Below are 17,647 nucleotides of genomic sequence, written 5' to 3'. Positions count from 1 at the left end.
ATCACTGTCGTCCGATGTCAAGAGGTGATCCGCACGACAGTCGTAGCGTCGGAGCCGTTCCCACCACGACCAGCGATGGAGCCGACGATGCCTCAGTCCACCGGTCCCGCCCCCGTCCGCACGAGCTCGGGCGCCGAGATCCCGATCGTGTCGCTGCCGCAGACCGAGCTGCTCTCGGTCAACGAGGCCGACATCGAGCTCGTCCGCGACGCGCTCGGCGAGGGCATCAGCTTCAAGCCGCTGCGCCTGGACCTCGAGCGCAACGAGTGGGTCGTCATCGCGCAGATGGCGCCCGGCACCCGGTTGCCCGTGCACTACCACACCGGCCCCGTCGACCTGCTGACGATGGCCGGGAGCTGGCACTACCTGGAGTACCCGGACCAGCCGCAGACCGCGGGCTCCTACCTGTACGAGCCCGGCGGGTCGGTGCACACCCTCGTCTGCCCGGAGACCAACACCGAGGACACCCTGATGTTCGTCCGGGTCTCCGGCTCCAACGTCAACTTCAACGAGGACGGCTCGTTCCACTCCATCCTCGACACCCTGCTGCTGCGCCACCTGACCGACACCCTGGCCAAGGAGCCCCCGAACTACATCGAGGGCGGCGAGGCCGGTCTCACCGAGTCCCCGAAGCGCTCCTGATGCGCGCCGTCCTCATGCAGGACCGGGCCCTGTCGGTCGGCGAGGTGCCCGACCCGGTCCCCGGCGCCGGCGAGGTGCTCGTCGACGTCCTGGCCTGCGGGATCTGCGGGTCCGACCTGCACAGCGCCACGCACGCCGCGGAGTTCAACGTCGCCACCCGCGACGCGCTCGGCGTCGAGCTGATGGACCTGTCGCGTCCGGTGTCGTTCGGGCACGAGTTCGTCGGCGCGATCGCCGGGCACGGCCCCGGCACCACCGGTGCGCTGCCGGTCGGCACCCGCGTGGTGTCGGTCCCGGCCCTGGTCCGCGAGACGCCCGCCTTCCTCGGGTTCTGCGGTCCGGAGCTGCCCGGCGGCTACGCCGAGCGGATGCTGCTCACCGAGGCGCTGCTGATGCCGGTGCCCGACCACGTCGACACCGCGGTCGCGGCGCTGACCGAGCCACTCGCCGTCGCACACCGGGCGGTCGCCCGGGCGCAGCTCGGCCCCGACGACGTGCCCCTGGTCGTCGGCTGCGGGCCGATCGGGCTCGGCGTGATCGCGACGCTGCGCCGGGCGGGTGCCGGGCCGATCGTCGCCGCCGACTACTCCGCGAGCCGGCGCGAGCTGGCCGGGCGTCTCGGCGCCGACGTCGTGGTCGACCCGGCCGTGACCTCGCCCTACACGGCCTGGGCGCAGGCCGCCGCCACCGACGACCCGACGCGGGCCGCCCCGCCGACGGCGATCCTCGGCGCGCTGCCGCTGCGTCCGACCGTGGCGTTCGAGTGCGTGGGGGTGCCCGGGGTGATCGACCAGGTCGTGGCGTCGGCACCGGCGGCGTCGCGGATCGTCGTCGCCGGGCTCTGTGCCGGGCCGGACTCCTTCCAGCCCACCACCGCGGTGCTGAAGGAGATCGACATCCGGTTCAGCCTCATGTACTCGCCGGAGCAGTTCGCGCAGACCTTCTCCGACGTGTGCGACGGCTCGCTCGACGTCGCACCGATGCTGAGCGGGACCGTCGGTCTGGACGAGGTGCCGGAGGTGTTCGCGCGCCTGTCCTCCGACCCGGTCGACACGAAGATCCTGATCGACCCGGCGAAGATCGCCGGCCGCCGCCCGGAGGCCGCCGCCGCGGCCACCGCGGCCGTCTGACAGGCCGGCGGGCCGGGACGCCCCCCTCGCCCCGGCCCGCCGTGCCGCCGCCCCCGGGTCACCCGTGGTCGGCCAGCCACCGAGGCCCGTGCCGGACGACGAACGCCCGCAGGTCCCGCACCGGCGCCGTCGGCCGCGGGTCGGCCGCGTGCACCATCCCCAGCGTCCGCGCGGTGTGCGGGCTGCGCACCGGCACCTGCACCACCCCCGGCACGTCCGGCCCGGCGGGGAGCAGCGCGACGCCCAGCCCGGCCCCGACCAGGCCGCGCAGCGTCGCCGTCTCCCCGCCCTCGAACGCCCGGCGCGGGCGGAACCCGGCCTGCGCGCACCACGACTCCACCACCCCCTGCAGCCCGTAGCCGCGGGCGAACAGCAGGAACGGGTCGTCGGCGACCTCGGCGAGGTCCGCGGCAGCCGCGCCCGCCAGCCGGTGCCCGGACGGCACCGCGAGGCGCAGCTCCTCCTCGGCCAGCGGGGTCGCGACCAGGCCCGGCTCGTCGGGCATCGGGGAGGTGAGGGCCAGGTCGACCCGGCCGTCGCGGACCCGCTCCAGCAGTGCGGCGTGCGGCACCTGCACCAGCTCGATCCGCACCCGAGGGTGGTGCACGCGGAACTCCCGCAGGATCCCCGGCACCGCGGTGGTGCCCATCGTCCCGAGGAAGCCCAGCGCGACCCGGCCGGTGACCGGGTCGGCGTCGCCCGCCAGCTCGGCGACACCCGCACCGAGCTCGGCCAGCGCGGCCTCGGCCCGCGGCAGCAGCGTCCGCCCGGCGGCGGTCAGCGCCAGCCCGCGCCCGGACCGCCGGAACAGCGCGACGCCCAACTCGCCCTCCAGCCGGGCGATCGCCCGCGACAGCGTGGGCTGCGGGACCCCGATCCGCTCGGCGGCGCGGGTGAGGTGACCGTCGCGCGCGACCGCGACGAAGCGGTGCAGCGCCGGCGCCAACGACTCATGCATCGATGCATGGTACTTCGACGAAGCATGCATTGGACGCATCCGACGCCGGCACCTACGGTCGTGTGCGATGACAACGACCGAGCGTCCCCCGGCTCCGACCGCCACCCGGCCCGCCCCGCCCCACGAGCGCGGTACCCCCGGCTACCGGCGGCTCGGCATCGCCCTGTGGCTCTCCGGTCTGGCGACGTTCGTGCTGGTCTACAGCGTGCAGGGGCTGCTGCCGACGCTGTCGGCGGAGTTCGGCGTGTCCTCGTCGACGGCCAGCCTGGTCCTGTCGGCGACGACCGGCACCCTCGCCCTCGCCGTGCTGCCGCTGTCCGCGCTCACCGAGTCCTGGGGCCGCGCGCGCGTCATGACCTGGGCGCTCGCGGCGTCGGCGGTCCTCGCACTGCTCGCCCCGCTGGCGCCCACCTTCGAGACCCTTGTCGTCGTCCGCGGGCTGCAGGGCATCGCCCTCGCGGCGCTGCCTGCCCTGTCGATGGCCCACCTCACCCACGAGGTCGCGCCGCGGCACCTCGGCGGGGCGGTCGGGCTGCTCATCGCCGGCAACACCCTCGGCGGGCTGTCCGGGCGGCTCGTCGCGTCCTGGGTCGCCGAGCTCGGCGGCTGGCGGGCCGGGCTCGCCGCCGTCGGTGCGGTCTCGGTGCTCGCGACCGTCGCGTTCCGGCTGCTCCTGCCGCCCGCGACGGCGCCCGCCCCGGCCCGCACCCGGCTGCGCGACCTCGGCGGACCGCTGCGCCGCCACCTCACCGACCGGGGCCTGCTCTGCCTGTTCGGGATGGCGTTCCTGCTGATGGGCGCGTTCGTGACCGTCTACAACTACCTCGGGTTCCGGCTGCTGGCCCCGCCGTTCTCGCTGCCCGGCACCCTGGTGGGGCTGGTGTTCCTCGGCTACCTCGCCGGCAGCTGGGCCTCCACCGGCGCGGGCAGGCTGGGGGACCGGTTCGGGCGCCGCCCGGTGCTGTGGGTGGCGACGCTGGTCGCGCTCGGCGGGATCTGGGTGACCCTGCCCGACCTGCTCCTCACCACCCTGGCCGGGCTGCTGCTGGTGACCGTCGGCTTCTTCGGCGCCCACTCGGTCGCCAGCTCCTGGGTGGGGCGGCGCTCGGCGATGCTGCCCGGCGCGGTGCCGGCCCAGGCGTCGTCGCTCTACCTGGTCGGCTACTACGCCGGGTCCAGCGTCGGCGGTGCCCTGGGCGGGGTCGCCTACGACCACGCCGGCTGGGCGGGCGTCGTCGGCTACGTCAGCGCCCTGCTGGCCGGGGCGCTGGGGCTCGCCCTGGTCCTGCGGCGCACCCCGGCCCCGGCCTGAGCCCGGCTCAGAACAGCAGGAGGGCCACGACCGCGCCGAGCAGCAGCAGCGCGGCCAGCACCAGCAGCAGCGCCCCGGCCCCGCGACGGCGGTCGGCGGCGGCACCGTCGTCGTTCTCGACCTCGGCCAGCGTGCTGTCCAGCGCGTGCGTCCCCGCCCCGTCCCCGGGTGCGGACGGCGCGGCCGGGACGGTCTCGTCACCGGCGGGCAGCTCCCGGGTACCGACCGGCGGGGGAGCCGGGTCGCCGTGCACCGCGCGCAGCCGGGCGGCGAGTGCCGCGGCGTCGCGCGGGCGCCGGTCCGGGTCCTTGGCCAGGGTCTGCAGGAGCACCTCCTCCAGCGCGGGTGGGATGCCCGGGCGCAGCGACGACGGCCGCGGCGGCGTCTCCCGCAGGTGCGCCACGACCACCGCGAGCGGGTCGGCGTCGGTGAACGGCGGCCGCCCGGTGAGCGCGGTGAACAGGCAGCAGGCCAGCGCGTACAGGTCCGCCCGGCCGTCGAGGTGCGCGGCGCCGCGGCCCTGCTCGGGGGCCAGGTAGAGCGGGGTGCCGATCACGTGCCCGGTCCGGGTGCGCCCGGCGCCGTCGCCGAGGCGCGCGATGCCGAAGTCGGTCACGACGACGGTGCCGTCCGGACGCAGGATGATGTTGCCGGGGGTGACGTCGCGGTGCACCACCCCGGCCCGGTGCGCGGCGGCGAGCGCCTCGGACACGGCCGCCCCGATCCGGGTCACCTCCCGCGGCTCCAGCGGGCCGGTCCGCCCGATCCGCCGCGCGAGGGTCTCGCCCTCGACGTAGGACATGACGACCCAGGCCGTGTGCCCGGTCGTGCCGGTGTCGTGCACGGTGACGACGCCGGGGTGGTCGATCGCGGCGGCGGCGCGGGCCTCGTCGCGCAGCCGGGCGACGTCGCCGGGGTCGCCCGCGCGCAGCAGCAGCTTCACCGCGACCGGGCGGTCCAGCTCCCGGTCGTGGGCCAGGTGCACCGTCGACATCCCGCCCCGGCCGAGCACGTGACGCAGCTCGTAGCGACCGCCCACCACGTCACCCGCGCCCGGCAGGCCGGCCGGGATCTCGTCGGTGTGCTCCGGTCCGGCCGCGCCCGGCAGCTCGGCCGTCCCGCTCACGACGCCGGCAGTGTCCGCTGTGTGCTCTCCGGGTGCCCGGCGCCGATCAGCTCGTCGAACAGGTAGCCGTGGTCCAGCATCGCCTTCCGCAGCGACTCCGTGTCGGCGTCGTCCTCGGCGACGGCGACGGCGTGCGCCGCGCGGTAGTGCCCGACCAGGTCGGGGTGGTCGACCGAGATCATCTCCTCGCGCTCGGAGAAGTGCTCGACCGGGTAGCCGCGGGTGCGCATCACCTGCTGCAGCAGCAGGTCGGTGTCGCGCAGCCCGGCCCGCGGGGTGCGGACGAAGGCGTTCTGCGCCCCGGCGAAGTCCCCGGCGAACCGCTCGCGCTCGTCGGCGTCGAGGTCGCGCACGTCCAGCTCGCGGCGCCGGCTCAGCCGGCGGCGCAGCTCGGTCTCGCCGCGGTCCTTCCCGCCGGACTGCTCGACGACGTGGTCGTACTCCTGCCCGAAGTGCCGGCGCAGGGCGGCGGTCCGCCGGCGGCCGCGCACCCGGGACCCGACCACGAGGGCCAGACCCAGCACGACCAGCACCACGACGGCGACGACGACCCACAACATGACGTCCGGTGACATCGGTGTTCCCCCTCCGGGACGCGACCCGTCCGGTCAGCATCCCGCCTCGCCGGCGATCACACGCGGTGATCACGGCCAGGTCCCTCCGCATGGAGGAGTGACGCTCCGGAACGCGGGACGCGCTGCTCCGTCCGCGCAGACAGGCGGGCGACACGCCGGGGGAGGGTGCTCCGGGCAGGTGGAATCGTCTCCGGAACGGTAGGACGTGTGTCCGTTTCGTCACCCGTGTGGAGCACACCCCCGCCGTCCGGCACGCTCCGCCGTCTGCCACGGTGGAGAAGCCCCCAGCACCCCAGCAGCACCCCGGGAGGACCCCCGATGAAGAAGGCCGGTCGCAAGCTCTCCAAGGCCGCCGAGTCGTTCGTCGAGGCCATCGGCATCCTCGGCGGGTGGAACCGCGGGCGTCGCCGGAGCCGGTCCCGCCGCTGACGTGGGTGGGCGCTGCCACCGCCCGACTGTTTAGCTTGTGGTAAGCACATCTTGTCCGGTTCCTCCGGGAAGACAGGTGTGCCCACCACGTGACCGACGCCGCCCACGACACCCACCGCCTGCCCGGGGACGGCTCCGCCGGGCCGCCCGGCGACGACCCGCTGCCCCGACGCGTGCCGGTCTTCGCCGTCGTCGGTCTGGCGCTGCTGATGTTCTCCCTCGACGGGACGTCGGTCGCCACCGCGCTGACGACGATCAGCGGCGACCTCGGCGCCGACCTGGCCTGGACCGGCTGGGTCGTGAGCGTCGCCGCCGTCGGGCAGATCCTCGCGCTGCCACTGGGCGGCTGGCTGTCCGACCGCTTCGGCGGCCGGCGGATGTTCCTGGCCGGGGTCGCCGTGTTCACGGTGATGTCCGGGCTGAGCGCGCTCAGCCCCTCGATCGGCGTGCTCATCGCCTGCCGGCTGGTGCAGGGCCTCGCCGGCGGCGTGATGCTGCCGGCCGCCAACGGGATCGTCGCCCACCAGTTCGGCCGTGACCGGGACCGGGCGCTCGCCCTGTTCACCAGCGTCTTCCCGATCGGCGCGATCCTCGGGCCGCTGGTCGGCGGACTGGTGCTCACCACCTGGACCTGGCACGGCATCTTCCTGGTGAACGTGCCGATCGGGATCCTGCTCGTCGCCGTCGGGCTCGCCCTTGTCGACGACCCGCCGCACCGGCGGACCGCGCGGATCGACGCCGTCGGGATCGCGCTGCTCGTCCTGACCCTGCTGGCCACGATGCTCACCATCACCCGGCTCGGCTCGCCGGGGTCGGGGCCCGGCTGGACCGTCCTGGCCGGTGTGGTCGCGCTGACGGCGGGTGCGGTGTTCGTCCGGCACGCCCGGCGCCGGCCCGACGCGGTCGTCCCGATGCACCTGCTCGCCGGGCGCGGCCTGGGCATCATGAACGTCACCAACGTCGTCTTCGGCGCCGTGGTGATCGGGTTCTCGGCGACCCTGCCGCTCTACGCCCAGGTCCGCTACGACCTGCCCGCGTTCGTCGCCGGGGCGCTGCTGACCGGCCGCGCGATCGGCACCATCGTCACCTCGGCGGCCGCGGTCGCGCTGCTGCGCCGGCTGGGCTTCCGGCCGCTGCTGCTCGGCGGGCTGGTCGCCGTCGTCGCCGGGCTGGTGGTCACCGCGGTGGCGCCCCCGTTCGGCGGGCCCACGGTGTGGCTGCTCGCCGGCTCCACCCTGCTCGGGCTGGGCACGGGCCTGTCCGGGCCGGCCGCCAACAACGCCGGCATGCACCTGGTGCCCGACGAGGTCGCCGCGGTGTCCGGGCTGCGCATCATGTTCCGGCAGATGGGCGGGATCGCCGCGGTGTCGGTGCTGACCGCCGCCGTCACCGCCGCCGACGATCCGGGCGTCGCCGCCGGGATCGCCTACGGGGTGCTGGCGGTGGCGCTCGCGGCGGTCGGCCTGGCGGCCGCACGGATCCCGAACCGGCGCGGACGCTGGTGAGGGAGGCGGGGCCGGGTGGACCGGCCCCGCCCGCCGTCACATGTTGCGCCGGTACTGTCCGCCGACCTCGAAGAACGCCGTCGTCAGCTGACCCAGCGAGCACACCCGCGCGGCCGACATCAGCTCGTCGAACACGTTGCCGTCGCCGGTCGCGACGTCCTGCAGGCGGCGCAGCGCCTGCTCCGCCTCCGTGCGGTGGCGGGACTGGAAGTCCGCGAGCCGGTCGAGCTGGGACTGCTTCTCGGCCTCGGTGGCGCGGGCCAGCTCGATCTCCTGGTGCGCCTCGTCCGGGTCGGCCGGCTTGAGGAAGGTGTTGACGCCGACGATCGGCAGCTCACCGGTGTGCTTGCGGTGCTCGTAGAGCATCGACTCGTCCTGGATCCGGCCGCGCTGGTAGCCGGTCTCCATCGCCCCGAGCACGCCGCCGCGCTCCGCGATCGACTCGAACTCGCGCAGCACCGCCTCCTCCACGAGGTCGGTGAGCTCGTCGACGACGAACGAGCCCTGCAGCGGGTTCTCGTTCAGCGACAGGCCCCACTCCTTGTTGATGATCATCTGGATGGCCATCGCGCGGCGCACCGACTCCTGCGTGGGCGTGGTGACCGCCTCGTCGTAGGCGTTGGTGTGCAGGGAGTTCGCGTTGTCGTAGAGCGCGCAGAGCGCCTGCAGCGTGGTGCGGATGTCGTTGAAGTTCATCTCCTGCGCGTGCAGGGACCGTCCCGAGGTCTGGACGTGGTACTTCAGCTTCTGAGAGCGCTCGTTGGCCCCGTAGCGCTCCTTCATCGCGACCGCCCAGATGCGGCGGGCGACCCGGCCGATCACCGTGTACTCGGCGTCCATGCCGTTGGAGAAGAAGAACGACAGGTTCGGCGCGAAGTCGTCGACGTCCATCCCACGCGCCAGGTAGCTCTCGACGAAGGTGAACCCGTTCGCGAGGGTGAAGGCGAGCTGGCTGATGGGGTTCGCCCCGGCCTCGGCGATGTGGTAGCCGGAGATCGAGACGGAGTAGAAGTTGCGCACCTTGTGCGCGATGAACCACTCCTGGATGTCGGCCATCATCCGCAGCGAGAACTCGGTGGAGAAGATGCAGGTGTTCTGGCCCTGGTCCTCCTTGAGGATGTCGGCCTGCACCGTGCCCCGGACGTTCGCCAGCGCGTAGGCGACGAGCTCCTCGCGCTCGCCGTCGTCGGGCTCGCGGCCCTGCTCGTCGCGGAACCGGTCGACCTGCTGGTCGATCGCGGCGTTGAGGAAGTAGGCGAGGATCGTCGGCGCCGGGCCGTTGATCGTCATCGACACCGAGGTCGTCGGCGAGCACAGGTCGAAACCGTCGTAGAGCGCCTTGAGGTCGTCCAGGGTCGCGATCGAGACGCCCGAGGTGCCGACCTTGCCGTAGATGTCGGGGCGGGTGTCCGGGTCGTGGCCGTAGAGGGTGACCGAGTCGAACGCGGTCGACAGGCGCTTGGCGTCCGAGCTCTCCGACAGGTACTTGAACCGCCGGTTGGTGCGGAACGGGTCGCCCTCGCCGGCGAACATGCGGGCCGGGTCCTCACCCTCCCGCTTGAACGGGAACACCCCGGCGGTGAAGGGGTAGAAGCCGGGCAGGTTCTCCCGGCGCAGGAAGCGCAGCAGCGCGGCGTCGTCGTCGAACTTCGGCAGCGCGACCCGGCGCACCGGGTTCCCGGACAGCGTCTCGCGGGTCAGCTTCGTGCGGAACTCCTTGTCCCGCACGGTGTAGACGTACTCGTCGCCGGAGTAGTCCTCGACCCGCGACGGCCAGGACTCCAGCAGCTCGGCGGACTCGGCGGGGACCTTCTTCTCCGCGGTGCGCAGCGCCTCGTCGAGGTCGTCGCCGCCGACCAGCTCGGCGGCGGTGCGCAGGTGCTGCGCGGTGCGGGCGGCCTGGGCGTGGGTCTCGGTGTCGGCGTGGTAGTCCCGCACCGCGCCGGCGATGTCGGCGAGGTAGCGGACCCGCTCCGGCGGGATGACGGCCGCGTAGTCGCTGGAGGTCTTGGTGTCGACGCGGGGGAGCCGCCCCTCGCCGACGGTCAGCCCGCCCTCGGCGAGCAGGTCGCGCAGGTGCTGGTAGAGCGCGGTGACGCCGTCGTCGTTGAAGGTGGCGGCCGAGGTGCCGTAGACCGGCATGTCCTCCCAGGTCGCGCCGAACTCCTCGCGGTTGCGGACGAGCTGGCGGCCGACGTCGCGGCGGGCGTCCTCGGCGCCGCGGCGCTCGAACTTGTTGATCGCGACGACGTCGGCGAAGTCCAGCATGTCGATCTTCTCGAGCTGGGACGCGGCGCCGAACTCCGGCGTCATCACGTACAGCGAGTGGTCGACGAACGGGACGATGCCCGCGTCGCCCTGGCCGATGCCGGGCGTCTCGACGACCACCAGGTCGAACCCGGCGGAGCGGAGCACCGCGATGGTGTCGCCGAGCCGCTCGGGCAGCGAGCCGCCGTCGTTGCCGCGGGTGGCGAGGCTGCGGAAGAACACCCGGTCACCGGACAGCGCGTTCATCCGGATGCGGTCGCCGAGCAGCGCACCGCCGCCCTTGCGCCGGGTCGGGTCCACCGCGAGCACCGCGATGCGGAGCTTGTCCTCCTGGTCGAGCCGGAACCTGCGGACCAGCTCGTCGGTCAGCGAGGACTTGCCGGAGCCGCCGGTGCCGGTGATGCCGAGGACCGGCACCGGGCGCTCGGAGGCGGCGATGCGCTCGCGGACCTCGTCGGGCAGCGTCCCGGTCTCGGCCATGGTCAGTGCGCGGGCCAGCGTCGCGGTCTCGCCGGAGAACACCCCGTCGTACGACGACGGCGGCTCGGCCGAGAGGTCGGTGTCGCACTCCCGGATCATGATGTTGATCATCCCGGGGAGGCCCAGGTGCTGGCCGTCCTCGGGGGAGAAGATGCGCGCGACGCCGCGGGAGTGCAGCAGCTCGATCTCCTCGGGGACGATCACGCCGCCGCCCCCGCCGTAGACCCTGATGTGGCCGGCGCCGCGCTCGCGCAGCAGCTCGACCAGGTAGGAGAAGTACTCGACGTGCCCGCCCTGGTAGGACGAGATGGCGACGCCCTGCACGTCCTCCTGGATCGCGGCGGTCACGACCTCGTCGACCGAGCGGTTGTGGCCGAGGTGGATCACCTCGGCGCCCTGGCGCTGCAGGATCCGGCGCATGATGTTGATGGCGGCGTCGTGCCCGTCGAACAGGCTGGCCGCGGTCACGAAACGGACCGGGTGCGTGGGGACGTGCAGCTCGGCCTGTGCGTTCGTGTCCGTGCTCATCGGGGACGTTCCTCCCGCCGGGCGGACGGCGGTGTCCCGGCCGGTTTAGTTTGACATCCTAGTATCGGACGTACAAGGAACCCGGCGAGCGTCACAGGGGTCGTACGGTGCGGGTCAGGCCGCGTCGCGTGCCGCGGGCTCCCCGGTGGCCGGAGCGGCTTGCTCGCGGCCCCGGCGGGCGTGCCGGCCGGTCGGCCAGGACGTCCCCGGACCTGTCGCGTCGGGCTCGTCCTCGTGCGCGACGAGGTCGTCGTCGGCGGGTGGGCCGGGGTCCACGACGTCGGACAGCACGCGACGCGCCCGGGCGAGCTTGCGCGCCCGCCAGCGCTTCCCGGCCAGTCCGGCGACGAGGCCGAGGGTGGGCAGCAGGATCCCGGAGGCGATGACCAGCACCACGGAGTACGCGGGGAATGCGGCCACCAACAGGAAGGCCGTCAACGGCCAGTACAGCAGTGCCCGCCCCGCGCCCCGTCGCGTCCAGTCGCGATGAGGCGGCATGATCCCTGCCTACCCGAACTCCGCGATCGTCATGCACGACTCGCCGCAACCCGCCCACATGTTCCGCGACCGGGGGTACGAATTCATGACCACGACACCGGACCGCACCGCGGTCGACCCGTACGCCGCCGTCCTCCTCTCGGAGAACGACCGGCTGGCCACGCTCCTGACGACGGCCGATCCGGCCACCCCGGTCCCGACCTGTCCGGGCTGGTCGCTGCTGCAGCTGCTCCGCCACGTCGGGCGCGGGCACCGGTGGGCGGCCCGGATGGTCGCCACCGGCGCCACCGAGGCCCTCGACCCGCGCGAGGTGCCCGGTGGGAAGCCGCCCGAGGGCGGCCCCGAGGTCGCGGCGCAGTGGCTGCGCGACGGCGCGACCGAGCTGCTCGACGCCGTCGTCGCGGCCGGGCCGACCGCGCCGGTGTGGACCTTCACCGGTCCGCAGCCCTCGGCGTGGTGGGTGCGGCGGCGGCTGCACGAGGCGACGGTGCACCGCGCCGACGCCGCCGTCGCGCTCGGGGCGCCGTTCCCGATCGACCCGCAGGTGGCCGCCGACGGCGTCTCGGAGTGGCTGGGCCTGCTCGCCGCCCGCCCCGCCGCCGACGAGCCGCCGCTGGCCGACGGCGCCACGCTGCACCTGCACGCCACCGACGACGTGCCGGACGCGGCGGGGGAGTGGATGGTGCGCGGCGCGGGCGGGCGGGTCGTCTGGGAGCACGGGCACGGCAAGGGCGACGCCGCCGTCCGCGGCACCGCCGCCGACCTGCTCCGGGGCGTCACCCGCCGCATCCCCGCCGACGACGACCGTCTCCAGGTCCTCGGCGACGCCGAGGTCTGGACGGGCTGGCTGGCCCGTACCGGATACTGACGGGCCGTCACCGCGGCCCCCGGTCAGACCGCCGGGGCGGTCCCCCTCCGCTGCCGGGCCGCCATGGGCGGGGCCTGCGGGGTCAGCACGACCTCGGCCGCGGTGTCGAGCGCCGCGGCCGAGCGCGGCCGCTCGAACCGGCACGACGCCCGTCGCCCGTCGGTCTCCAGGGTCGCGACGAGGTTGCCGAACAGCGGACCGGTCGTCCGCTCCCAGGCCACGCCCGCGCTGCCGGCCCCGGTCCGGCGGGTCCAGCGGGTCGTCATCCTGCCCAGCAGCCGCGACCAGGTGATCCGGAACATCACCCGCATCACCGCGGGGACCACGTTGTGCACCGGTGAGCAGGTCAGCTGGTGGACCCGGGTGCCCTCCGGGCCGCGGCCGGGCCGGTCCCCGGGGGCGTGGGTGTGCACGTCGGCGACGGCGGCGTAGGAGTGGTGGACGTCGCCGGACAGCACCGACACCGTGGCGGGCGGGGCGTCCCCGGCGCGCGGGCGGCACGCCTCGCGGATCAGCTCGGCGAGCCGGGCGAAGGAGTGCCCGAACGCGGGCCAGTGCTCCAGGTCGGCCTCCTGACGGGCCCACTCGGCGACGGCGGCGACCCGGCCGGAGCCGTTCGCGCCCTTCTCGGTCGCGGCCTCCAGGTCGGAGATGACCTGGGGCATCAGCCAGGGCACCGAGGTGCCCAGGACGAGGTGGTCCACGTCGCCGGGGGCGAGCGCCTTCGCGGAGATCCAGTCGAACTCGGCGTCGGACACCATCCGCCGCGGCGTGGTCTCGACGATCCGCCCGTTGCGGGAGTCGATGACGATCAGCCGGGTGCGGCCCAGCTCCCAGCAGAAGGAGAAGCGCTCGTCCTTGCCGCGGTCGTCGCCGTCGCCGGTCTCGACGTCCCAGAGGGCGGCCCGCTCGGACAGCAGCGGCCAGACGTCGCCCTCGGCGGCCTGCACCTCCTGCCAGGTCCGGTCGGCGGCGAGCTCGGCGGGGGAGAGGTTGCCCAGGTGCTGGTGGACCCAGTAGGAGGCCAGGCCGGAGCGGATTCGCTCGGACCACCAGGGCTTGCGGGCGATCTGCTCGCGCCAGGCGCCGGAGGTGTTCCAGTCGTCGCGGACGTCGTGGTCGTCGAAGATCATCGCGGTGGGGACGGTGGAGAGCATCCACCGCACCTCGGGGTCCGACCAGGTGTCGCGGTAGAGGCCCGAGTACTCGTCGAAGCCGACGATCTCGTCGTCGGGCCAGTCCGGGTGCCGCTCCCGCCGCCCGGCGATCCGCCGCCGGGTCTGCGGGGTGAGCTCGTCGGCGTAGACCTGGTCGCCGAGCAGCAGCAGCGTGGTCGGCCAGGTCTCCGGGGGCAGCCCGGCCATCCGGCCGGCGTAGACGTCGAGCGCGTCGAGGCCGTACTGCCGGGCCAGCTTCGGGTCGGCCAGCTTCACGTAGCGGCAGGAGCCGAAGACGATCCGCTGGTGGGCCCCGGTGTCCGCGCCGCGCGTCGCGATCAGGCTCGGCGGGAACGGCGAGTGCGGCAGCGGCCAGACCTGCTCGCCGTCGAGGTGGACCTCGTAGGCGGTGCGGGTGCCCGGCGTCAGCCCGGTCACCTGGACCAGGGCGAAGTGGTGGCCCGACACCTCGAAGGTCGCGGCGTCGCAGCCGAGCACCGAGACGCGGCACGGGCCGGAGGTCTGCACCCAGACCAGCGCGCTGGTCTCGTCGACGTGCCGCAGCACCGGTCCGAGCAGGAGTGTCACCCGTCCGAGCGTAGTCGTGCCCCGGCCCGGTTGCGGGACGAGATCAGGTCTCCTCCAGCGCCAGCAGTCCCGCACCGATCTTCCCGGCGTCGCCCTTGTAGGTGGCGGGCAGCACCGGCGGGATCGGGCGGACCTCGGGCGGGCCGTAGTGGAACTCCCGGGCCGCCCGGCGGGCCGGCTCGAGCAGCAGCTCGCCCGCGTCGACCAGGCCGCCGCCGATCAGTACGACCTCGAACTCGAAGATCGCGTTGATGCTGGCGATGCCGATCCCCAGCGACCGCCCGAGCCGCTGGAACAGCGACGCCGCCGTGCTGTCGCCCGCCATCGCGGCCATCGTCACGTGCTGGCCGGTGACCTCGCCCCCGGCCTCCGCGGCCAGGGTCGCGATCATGCCCCGCGGGTCGTGCAGGGCGGCGCTGCGGCCCATCCGGGTCAGCGCGGTCCCCGACGCGACCGCCTCCAGACAGCCGTAGTTGCCGCAGCCGCACTGCGGGCCGTCCGGGTTGACGTTCATGTGCCCGACCTCGGCACCGAGCCCGTGCGGGCCGCGGTAGATCTTCCCGTCGAGCACGATCCCCGCCCCGACGCCGGTGCCGACGGTCAGCAGCACCATGTCGTCGTTGCGGGTCTCGCCGAGCCGGGCCTCGGCCAGACCGGCGACGTTGCCGTCGTTGTCGACGACCACCGGCAGCCCGCACGCGGACTCCAGCAGGCCGCGGACGTCCCAGTTCTCGTAGTTGTTGTTGGGCGCCCAGCGGATCCGGCCGACCGGCCACTCCACGGTCCCCGCGGCACCGACGCCGATCGCGGACACGTCCGCCCCCTCGGCGTCGCCGCGCAGCTCCTCGACCATCTCCCGCAACAGGGTGGTCATCGTGTCCGCATCGGACGTGTCCGGGGTGTTGCGCCGCAGCTCGGCGTGGACCGTGCCATCCTCGCCCACGATCGCTCCGGCGACCTTCGTTCCTCCGATGTCGAGCCCGATGGCCCGCCGTCCGTTCGTCACCCGGGCATGATTGCCATCCCACGGCGGTGACGCCACACCCACCCCGGGTTTGCGGACGGACGAGCCGGGGAAAGGTGCCCCATGCCAGTCTTGCGACGTGTAGCCCGACCCGCCCTCGCGGCCGTGTTCATCTACGGCGGAATCAACGAGCTGCGGAACGCCGACGCGTTGACTTCCGCCGCACAGCCCGTTCTCGACCAGGCCGCCCCGGCCATCGACAAGGTCGTGGAGAACGCCCCGCTGGACCGGCGCCCGGACAACGAGACCCTGGTCAAGGTCGACGCCGGGGTGAAGATCGTGGCGGGATCGCTGCTCGCCCTGGGCAAGTTCCCCCGCCTGTCGGCCACCGCGCTGGCCGCCTCGCTCGTCCCGACCACCCTGGCCGGGCACCGCTTCTGGGAGGAGACCGACCAGCAGAAGCGCGCCAACGAGCAGATCCATTTCCTGAAGAACGTCGGCCTGCTCGGCGGGCTGCTCATCGCGGCCGCCGACACCCACGGCAAGCCGTCGCACGCCTACCGGACGCGCCAGGCCGCCGAGCGGGCCCAGGCCCGGCTCTCCGGCTCCGGTTCCGACACCGGTGCCCAGCTCGCCGCGGGACTGGCCGGCGCGGGCACCTCGATCGCCGCGGCCGCCGCGGGTAGCCGGGAGAAGCTGGCCGAGGCCGTCGAGGAGTACGGCCCGGTCGTGCGTGAGCGCGCCACCGAGTGGGGCGGCAAGGCCTCCGAGCAGGCCGCGCACCTGTCCGAGGTCGCCTCGGACAAGGCGTCCACCTGGTCCGAGCAGCTCTCGGCCGCCGCCGAGCGCACCTCCAAGGCCGCCCAGAAGCAGGCCAAGGTCGCCGAGAAGCGCGGCGCCAAGCTGGCGAAGGCGGCCGAGAAGCGCGGCGCCCAGCTCGAGAAGGTCGTGGACAAGAAGGGCGCCCAGTACCGCAAGGCCGCCGGGCGCACCGGTGACAGGTGGGTGCGCGAGGCCGAGAAGCGCCGCGTCCGCTGGGAGAAGCAGGCCCGCAAGGCCGCCGCCCGCGCGGAGAAGCGTGCCCCCGAGTACGCCGACCGCTTCTCCACCCTGGTCACCCAGGCCCAGTCGCAGGCCGCGAAGCTCGGCTCGGACCTGGCCGACCGCGCGTCGGTGGCCGGTGCCGAGGCCGCCAAGCAGGCCAAGGCGTCGGCGAAGGACGCGCGCAAGCGCGCCGAGGCCGTCGCCCGCTGACCCATCGCGACACCCGTCCACGGCCCTCCCGACCGGCTCCGCGCCGGACGGGAGGGCCGTGGCGTGTCCGGGGTCAGACCGGGCGCAGCACCTGCAGCCCGCCCGAGTCGAGCGACCGCACCTCGACGACGACCCGGCCGTCCCACACCGGGGACCGCAGCGCGTTCGCCATCCGCGTGAACAGCGCCTGGCTGCGCGCGTTGGCCGCCGCCTGGTCGGCGATCAGGTTCGGCATCATCCCGCCGGAACGCTTGCGCACGGTCTGCGGGAGCGTCGACAGCGTGGTCAGCAGCCGGTGCAGCCGCGCGACGTCGGCGGCCCGGCCCGCGAGGTCGCTCTCGATCAAGGGCCGCAGCGCGGTCAGCGGCCGGTTCGGTGCGCGCAGCAGGTGGTCGGCCGCGGTGAGCAGGATGCGCCGGGCGTCCAGGACGAGTGCCTGGTAGGCGCCGTGCACCGCGGCCGGGAACCCGGTCCAGCCGAGCTTGCCGACCTCACCGAGCGCGTCGCGCAGCGCCAGGCCGGGCGTGCCCGACGGGTCCGCCCCGGCGACGACCCGCTCCCAGCCCGCGATCCAGGCGTGCGTCTGGTGGCGCAGGACCGACAGGTTCGCGACGGCCGTCTCGAGCCCGCGCGACGGGGAGCCGCTGTCGGTCGCGTCGCCGTCGACGACGAGCGAGCCGCGTTCGAGCAGCTCGGTCTGGGCCTCGCGCAGCGACTCCTCGGCCGCGCGGAGCCGCGAGTCCAGCCGCATCACGCACGACGGGGCCAGCTGGTCGACCGCGGCGGTCAGCTCGTCGAGCACCCGGGTCTGGGTGCCGGTCGCGGCGATCTCGGCCGCGGTGGTCAGGGTGAGCAGACCCAGCCCGGCGCCGTGCCGGTCACCGGGTGCGGTGGGTGCGACCGGCACCAGCGCCGACGACCCGGGGGCCGCCGCGGCCGTCTCGCCGCCGGCCAGGCGCAGCAGCGGCTCGGCGCCGAACGCCTCGGGCAGCGCGAGCCGGAAGGTGAGCCCGGCGGCGGGTGCGCGGCCGGCGTCGGGCGCGAGCCGCCGCGCCAGCTCGCTCGAGGCCGACAGCGTCGCCCAGGTGCGGTCGTCGTCGACGGCCGGGGTGGGGGTCCAGCTCAGCAGCAGTGCCGGGCCGGGGGGAGGGGTCCCGTTGCGGAGGGGACGCGGGCCACCGTTGCGTTCGGGGGCGCCGGTCTCCGTTCCGCCGGGCCGCCCGTCGAGCGGGAGCACGATGCCTCGCGGGTCGTCCGGTTGACCGAGCATGTCTCTCCAACGACGTCACGGGCCCCGAGGTCACGAGCCCGGCGGAAGGGGGGCGTGTCCATGGTGCCCTGCGCCGTCCGGGCTCCGGCTCTCGC

The 17,647-nt window shown here is 74.4% G+C and carries 14 protein-coding genes; 6 read left to right on the top strand and 8 right to left on the bottom strand.

Going from position 1 to position 17,647, the window contains the following annotated elements; translation table 11 throughout:
- Positions 1-87 precede the first annotated feature (87 nt).
- Complete coding sequence (locus tag DMP17_RS17035; RefSeq protein WP_226356064.1) at positions 88-642, top strand: 2,4'-dihydroxyacetophenone dioxygenase family protein; 555 nt, start codon at positions 88-90, stop codon at positions 640-642.
- Positions 642-1,772, top strand: a complete 1,131-nt coding sequence (locus DMP17_RS17030) for a zinc-binding dehydrogenase (RefSeq protein WP_226356065.1) — start codon at positions 642-644, stop codon at positions 1,770-1,772. Before DMP17_RS17035 ends, DMP17_RS17030 begins: the two co-directional genes overlap by 1 nt.
- Before the next feature lie 58 nt (positions 1,773-1,830).
- On the opposite strand, the gene DMP17_RS17025 is transcribed toward DMP17_RS17030, so the two are convergent.
- Positions 1,831-2,730: a LysR substrate-binding domain-containing protein gene (locus tag DMP17_RS17025; RefSeq protein ID WP_226356066.1), complete on the bottom strand. Its 900-nt coding sequence runs from the start codon at positions 2,728-2,730 to the stop codon at positions 1,831-1,833.
- A gap of 67 nt (positions 2,731-2,797) precedes the next feature.
- Between DMP17_RS17025 and DMP17_RS17020 the strand changes: the two genes are divergently transcribed.
- Positions 2,798-4,042, top strand: a complete 1,245-nt coding sequence (locus DMP17_RS17020; RefSeq protein ID WP_226356067.1) for an MFS transporter — start codon at positions 2,798-2,800, stop codon at positions 4,040-4,042.
- A gap of 7 nt (positions 4,043-4,049) precedes the next feature.
- Here the strand turns inward: DMP17_RS17020 and DMP17_RS17015 are convergent, their stop codons facing one another.
- Entirely contained in the window at positions 4,050-5,168 is a 1,119-nt protein-coding gene (locus DMP17_RS17015; protein WP_337830060.1) for a serine/threonine-protein kinase, read from the bottom strand.
- Entirely contained in the window at positions 5,165-5,743 is a 579-nt protein-coding gene (locus DMP17_RS17010) for a hypothetical protein (RefSeq protein ID WP_337830059.1), read from the bottom strand. Before DMP17_RS17010 ends, DMP17_RS17015 begins: the two co-directional genes overlap by 4 nt.
- A gap of 518 nt (positions 5,744-6,261) precedes the next feature.
- Between DMP17_RS17010 and DMP17_RS17005 the strand changes: the two genes are divergently transcribed.
- The gene (locus DMP17_RS17005) at positions 6,262-7,677 is read left to right on the top strand and encodes an MFS transporter (RefSeq protein WP_337830058.1); all 1,416 of its coding nucleotides are present in this window, start codon (positions 6,262-6,264) and stop codon (positions 7,675-7,677) included.
- Between the two features lie 36 nt (positions 7,678-7,713).
- On the opposite strand, the gene icmF is transcribed toward DMP17_RS17005, so the two are convergent.
- Together icmF and DMP17_RS16995 are read right to left on the bottom strand one after the other, a co-directional pair.
- Positions 7,714-10,953 (bottom strand): fused isobutyryl-CoA mutase/GTPase IcmF, encoded by a 3,240-nt coding sequence (gene icmF, locus DMP17_RS17000; protein ID WP_226365753.1) that lies wholly within the window; start codon positions 10,951-10,953, stop codon positions 7,714-7,716.
- Between the two features lie 114 nt (positions 10,954-11,067).
- A complete protein-coding gene (locus DMP17_RS16995) occupies positions 11,068-11,451 on the bottom strand; it encodes a hypothetical protein (RefSeq protein ID WP_226365752.1) in 384 nt (127 codons plus the stop codon).
- Here DMP17_RS16995 and DMP17_RS16990 point away from each other — a divergent pair.
- On the top strand, positions 11,450-12,319 hold the full coding sequence (locus tag DMP17_RS16990) for a maleylpyruvate isomerase family mycothiol-dependent enzyme (protein ID WP_226365751.1): 870 nt from the start codon (positions 11,450-11,452) through the stop codon (positions 12,317-12,319). The genes DMP17_RS16995 and DMP17_RS16990 overlap by 2 nt on opposite strands.
- A 23-nt stretch (positions 12,320-12,342) precedes the next feature.
- On the opposite strand, the gene DMP17_RS16985 is transcribed toward DMP17_RS16990, so the two are convergent.
- Together DMP17_RS16985 and DMP17_RS16980 are read right to left on the bottom strand one after the other, a co-directional pair.
- The gene (locus tag DMP17_RS16985) at positions 12,343-14,064 is read right to left on the bottom strand and encodes an alkaline phosphatase D family protein (RefSeq protein ID WP_337830057.1); all 1,722 of its coding nucleotides are present in this window, start codon (positions 14,062-14,064) and stop codon (positions 12,343-12,345) included.
- Positions 14,065-14,107: 43 nt separating this feature from the next.
- Positions 14,108-15,070, bottom strand: a complete 963-nt coding sequence (locus tag DMP17_RS16980; RefSeq protein ID WP_178375448.1) for an ROK family protein — start codon at positions 15,068-15,070, stop codon at positions 14,108-14,110.
- Positions 15,071-15,160: 90 nt separating this feature from the next.
- Between DMP17_RS16980 and DMP17_RS16975 the strand changes: the two genes are divergently transcribed.
- Entirely contained in the window at positions 15,161-16,282 is a 1,122-nt protein-coding gene (locus DMP17_RS16975; RefSeq protein ID WP_337830056.1) for a DoxX family protein, read from the top strand.
- 73 nt (positions 16,283-16,355) lie between these two features.
- Here the strand turns inward: DMP17_RS16975 and DMP17_RS16970 are convergent, their stop codons facing one another.
- Entirely contained in the window at positions 16,356-17,552 is a 1,197-nt protein-coding gene (locus DMP17_RS16970; protein WP_337830055.1) for a hypothetical protein, read from the bottom strand.
- Positions 17,553-17,647 lie beyond the last annotated feature (95 nt).

The organism is Pseudonocardia sp. TMWB2A (assembly GCF_017312135.1).
The sequence above is the reverse complement of the archived record's forward strand: the minus strand, read 5'-3'. Positions and strand labels throughout refer to the sequence as shown.